Below are 5,397 nucleotides of genomic sequence, written 5' to 3' on the forward strand. Positions count from 1 at the left end.
GATAACTAGGAATTATTAGGGTTTATGAGAAGTTCATCAAATAGGTTGTTTCTTTTAAATCCAAGCATAAGTTTTGCCTTAACTTTTGTTAAGGCGATAGTTTACCTAGTTGCTTTAATACTTCCTGGAATTGCTCTCACTATATCTTTAACAAGATTTAGTAACCCCTTTAAAGAGGCTATAGAAAATAATCAAATATTGACAGTCGTATTGTTAGCTTTACTTGCAGCTCTTATCTATTCTACTCCTTGGTTAGGTAACGTAAATAAAAAGTTTAACGTTATCGAGCTCAGCATATACAGGCTGTGTTCTCAGTTTAAAAATACAGCTAAGCAAGGATGGAAATGTTGGGCTGTGCCATATTTTCTCAAGGTGCCAGAGATAGAACATCACGATCAAACAGTCGCTGTTAATGCCATTATTGGTGCTATTAATAAAGATGCTTATCCTGACTTTTCAATTATTTTAGGTCCGAGTGCTTCAGGGAAGACTCGGAGCATAGCCAGAATTGTAAAGCAACAAGCAGCAATGTCGAATAATGGAATTCAATACCTGTATTATGATCTCAATGAAAGAGTTATTGAAGGCAAATTAGTTGATAATATCGGTTCAGATTTTCACTTAGAGACCGTTGTTTTTATAGATAACTTACACCAAGCAAGTTTTCACTTGATAAATACACTTACAAAGTACCTAAGTAATTCACATTTCCCAGAGAAGCACATCATACTCATTGCGCAACCATTAGACAGGTGGAAGATAAACCCTTCAGTTGGTGTGAAGTTGATCGAGATGGCAAAGGAGAGCTCTTGTTTATATAAAATTGAAGGAATCAAAGAAGAGAAAATTTTTGAATTTATTCAAAATACCGATCTGAGTAAAGAAATATCTGAGCTTCGTTCGATAAATAGAAGGTACATTGCCACAGCTACCCAAACAACTTTTATTACTAGCCTAATGTCAAAGCCGTTGGGAAAGTCTGATTTAAGAGAAGAGCTACTTCCTCTTTTGGATGACAGTAAAAATCTAAAGTTTGATGATGAGTTAATACGCCGGCTTGCAATCTCATTATCACTGGCCATTCACCGAGGAAGGTTTCATAAAATAGATTTTATAAAACTGCATTGGAGTATACAGAAAGATTGCAGGCTGATGACAAAAGCATATAGCCTTATTACAAGTTTAATTTGGCTAAATAAAATGAAAAATTTAGGTATTTTTCCAATGATGGTTACAAGTGAGCATAGATACATACTACATGAGCAACTAGCAGAAGATTGGAAAGATCAGTTATTTTCTCTTCAAGCTTTTAGACATTTATTTAACCTTTGTATTGAATATCAAGTATCTTGGGGAGGGATAGATGGCGAACTAAGTTGGTACTTAGCCGTTGAGATTCAGGATGAGTCATTGGCTGTGCGCTACTTTGACCATGCTGTTGCAATTTCAAATTTTAAAAGAATGATTAATTGTTTTAACAGAAATCGCTTTAACTTGTTAGATGATTCCGCTATTCAGCTTCAATATGCGTTGCTGCTAGATAAAGTAGGTGACTTCCATGATGCTAGAAAGATCCTAGGTAAAGTGGAGAGAAAACTGGAGCCTACTAGTAAACTGTTTGCGCAGCTTGCACTTGCTAAGATAGAAGTAGAACACAATGAAGAAGCACTTCAATACATAAAGCAACTTAAAGAAAGTGGACATGAGATATATCGCCTTGCTGCCGAGTATTGGGATATACATATTAATGCCCACTTAGGACGCTTTGCACCAGATGAACTATTAAATTTATTAGAGCGAGTCTATTGCTTATCTTCTATTAGAAGTTCGGTTGAAAAGGAAGTAATTCACTTACTATCTAGAATAGTTTTTGATGGCTGTAGACATTCGTATTTACAAGGTCATAATGTTTCTAGCTTTATTGAATCTTTCTTATCTCACGACGCCAATACATTGCTATACAAGTATGAGCCCCAATATCAAGCACTTCTACAACTCTATAGACATTCTCACTGGTTTGGTCATGAGTTTATGTTCAGGAGCGAGCTATTAGGAGCAAAACCTGATAGCTTGCCTATACCTAAGTTTATAAATATTGGGAATTTCTCTAGACTCTCTTTAGAAGAGAGAATTGATTATTTAATTGAATCATATAATAGTTCCAGAGAGTTATTTTTGGCTTGCGGAGGAAGAGAGTTCTCATATCTATCTGCTGATTTACTTAATCTTTATATCATTAAGCCAAGTTCGAAATCGGATGAAGTCGAGAGAAAGCTGGCTGAATATCAAAGCTTTATAAATGAAACAGGTTTTAAAGATATATTCTCTTACCCGTATTATTATATCCTTAAGTGGAACTTGATTAGACTGGAAGATGCTTTTTTATCACAGAATGCAATAATGGTAGATTTGTATGTAAGTAGTGCAAAAAAAGCTTGTTTGGAAATGGAGCAACTCGATGAAAATGTTGGAAATCATTATGGAGTATGGAGAGCATCTTTTTTTAAAACATTATTATTAATATGGGAAAGTGATGCTGTTGAAAGAAGTTCGCATATATTAGAAAGGTTGAAAGTACTAAAAAAATCAGCAAAGAGCAACAGGTTCTTTAGAGATGTTGAGATTATCAATTGGCTGACAGAGGGTGAAGTTATAGAGTTTCAAAAGTTATTTAGACTTTTTAAATTTTACCCATTTGTTCATCAATAATTATTGAGTTTATATACATGTATTAAATTATAGGTATTTTAATAGTTCTGGTAATTTATCAATCGTTACGTTTGCCCCTGCCGTAATTAATTTATCTTTATGCATTGTCCCAGTATAACCAACGGTGAACATGTTCGCTGACACACCTGCATGCACTCCTATGTGTGTGTCTTCAACAACAATACACTTGGAGGGGGAGATGCTGAATTGAGAAGCTGCGTGTAAGAAAACATCTGGTAAGGGTTTTGGCTTAGCCAAATCACATGCGCTATAAATTCTATTGTTAAAATATCGTAAAAGATTGGTTTTTCTTAATGATAAATTTATTTTCTCCATCGAACTATTTGAAGCAACGCAAAATAACTGTTTGCGACTATTTAGCTCTATAATTAACTCTTCAATACCTGTTATATTGCGCAATTCAGAATTAATTTTTTCCTGACAGTATTCTCTATAAACGGATATAAAGTTGGCAGGAATTTTTACTGGGTAGTTTTTTTCTATCTTTTTTAAACACTCTTGTGTTGTTATGCCCACATATGAAGACATTATTTCATCTAAAGATAGATCTAGCCCTAAGGAATACAACATATCCTTGAAGACTTTCGATACTAAAACCTCACTATCTACAAGCACTCCATCACAGTCAAAAATTACTAGTTCAAACTGTGCCACGATAAACCTTCTGTAAAAAAGACAAAAGGCGAGTGTACCATGCATGACTAATCTTTAGCTATTAGCAGACAATACAATTACTTCCCTATATCTTTTTTTACCTCTTCTTTTATATGCTAGTAAACGAGAAAAAATTAACTTTAATCCATGCTTTTCTGCATCATTAGAAAACCACCCACCTGGAGGTCTGAAAAATCTTTCATCTGGCATTCCAGTTACTGTTAAATTGATATTTTCATCATCTGATATGTCATTTGACAGTAAGAGAAATCCGCTCCTGGATAGAGACTTTAAATTCTCCCAGATTTTACTTCCACTATTTTCATCTTCCCAAATATGACCTAGAACACCATCTGCATAAATAACGTCATAATGTAAGTCACCACTATTATATGAGCGAATATCTAAAGAGATGGTTTCCAAGCCCTTCGAGCGGCATATTTCTAGTGATCTTGGGTGTATATCACTTGCAGTTATATTGATGCTCTTTTCTTTAAAGTACTTTTCAGCAGCCCCTATGCCACTACCAATACTGAGGACTTTGTCATTCTTATCAGCCAAAACACTAATAACCTTAGATAGCCACCTTCTATATGAATTTGATCTTACAGAAAGAGGCGGTGGAATTACTGAGTCACATAAGTTAAGCCAATCATCATAAAGTGTTTTTCCATGAGTACTTGTATTATACATATCTAATATCCCTGAGTTTATGGCCAATTTAACAAAGCTTTGCTTGCCATTTTATCCCTTAATTTTCGGACATCATGGCGGATTTTTAAGCTAAAGCCATTGTGATAAATATTCGCTATTATAGAGGCGAGCTCTGGTAATTGCTCTTCGCTGAGACCTAACATAATTGCAGATGTTGTTCCTAGCCTTATTCCCCACCCTAAACCATAAGGGAGCAAACGGTAATTGACATACAACCTTGAGCGAAGGAAGTTTTTATATAGGCAATATGCTTCTTTTTTATTGCTGCAAGGGAGCCATATATGCTGAGTATTTGGCCACTCACGTTGCCCCTGATGCTGACTAGAAGTTACAGCTACTCCAAGAGCTCTTAACTCTTCCTCTAATAAAGGTGCTAATTTAGTCAAGTTGCAAGCAATATAATTGAGCTTTTCTTCTTGTAACATTGCGAGCGCAAACTTGTAGGTGTTTTCTGTGTGCGCACTAGATACATAAGTGCCTAGTCCATGCATCAACCTTTCCCAGATTGCGTCATTCTCTTTTGTGACTACTCCTGCTTTTTGTGGTCCAGGAAAGCTTTTATGAACAGTAAATAACATTAACTGAAATCCCCAAGTAAGTGGGTTTTCATAATGTCCAAACATTATTTGAGGTAGGTACTGTGATGCGTCAAATATCTTTATCGGACCCTTTATTTCGCCAATAAAGCTAAAGTCTTCGTATTTTAAACCTTCACTACGATCTATAAATATAAAGTCAGGTTGTTTTATTTTAATTAAATCTAAAGTCGCTTCTTTATCAACGCATAACCTTTCTTGATTCACTGGAACATGGATTACTTCAAACCCTAAGCGCTTTAATATTCTTTCAGTTGCAAAGTGTCCCCCCGCTATCTCTGGTAGCAATAGAACTGAGTCTCCTATTTTTCCCAAGCTCATAAATACAACCATATGAGCATGCAACCCTGATAATAATCTCAAGGAGCCTGCGGACGCTTTGAGTTTTTTTGCTAAGCTAGCGTGTATATTATTCAGATCTTTTGTCGCATATTCGCGACCACCAAACTGAATTACCGAATTCATCTGCTCTTCTTGTGTTTTTACTTTATCAGATATGTAGAACCCATGAAGAAATGAAGTATCAATATCCTCAAAACCAAGAGGGATGTTGTCTACGGGGGTTAAAGGAATACATGCTGAGTAAAGTTTCCTCTGTCTAGCTATTGAGGCTCTTAACTTTTTCACTATAACTCACCTTTAATACGCGAGTTATCGATAAGAAACTCAACAGCAAAAAATACACCCATAATTCCTAGTTATC

The 5,397-nt window shown here is 35.4% G+C and carries 4 protein-coding genes; 1 reads left to right on the top strand and 3 read right to left on the bottom strand.

Annotated features, from left to right (window positions below):
* Nucleotides 1-24 precede the first annotated feature (24 nt).
* On the top strand, nucleotides 25-2,709 hold the full coding sequence (locus BIW53_RS00010) for a hypothetical protein (RefSeq protein WP_070989411.1): 2,685 nt from the start codon (nucleotides 25-27) through the stop codon (nucleotides 2,707-2,709).
* A gap of 27 nt (nucleotides 2,710-2,736) precedes the next feature.
* Here BIW53_RS00010 and BIW53_RS00015 read toward each other — a convergent pair whose 3' ends face one another.
* From BIW53_RS00015 to BIW53_RS00025, 3 genes are read right to left on the bottom strand one after another with little or no spacing between them, the layout of a single operon-like run.
* Entirely contained in the window at nucleotides 2,737-3,384 is a 648-nt protein-coding gene (locus tag BIW53_RS00015; RefSeq protein WP_070989417.1) for an HAD family hydrolase, read from the bottom strand.
* A gap of 54 nt (nucleotides 3,385-3,438) precedes the next feature.
* On the bottom strand, nucleotides 3,439-4,077 hold the full coding sequence (locus BIW53_RS00020) for a class I SAM-dependent methyltransferase (protein WP_070989413.1): 639 nt from the start codon (nucleotides 4,075-4,077) through the stop codon (nucleotides 3,439-3,441).
* 17 nt (nucleotides 4,078-4,094) lie between these two features.
* Nucleotides 4,095-5,321 (bottom strand): PLP-dependent aminotransferase family protein, encoded by a 1,227-nt coding sequence (locus BIW53_RS00025; protein ID WP_070989415.1) that lies wholly within the window; start codon nucleotides 5,319-5,321, stop codon nucleotides 4,095-4,097.
* Between the last annotated feature and the right edge of the window lie 76 nt (nucleotides 5,322-5,397).

The organism is Pseudoalteromonas byunsanensis, assembly GCF_001854475.1.
Taxonomy (GTDB): Bacteria; Pseudomonadota; Gammaproteobacteria; order Enterobacterales; family Alteromonadaceae; genus Pseudoalteromonas; species Pseudoalteromonas byunsanensis.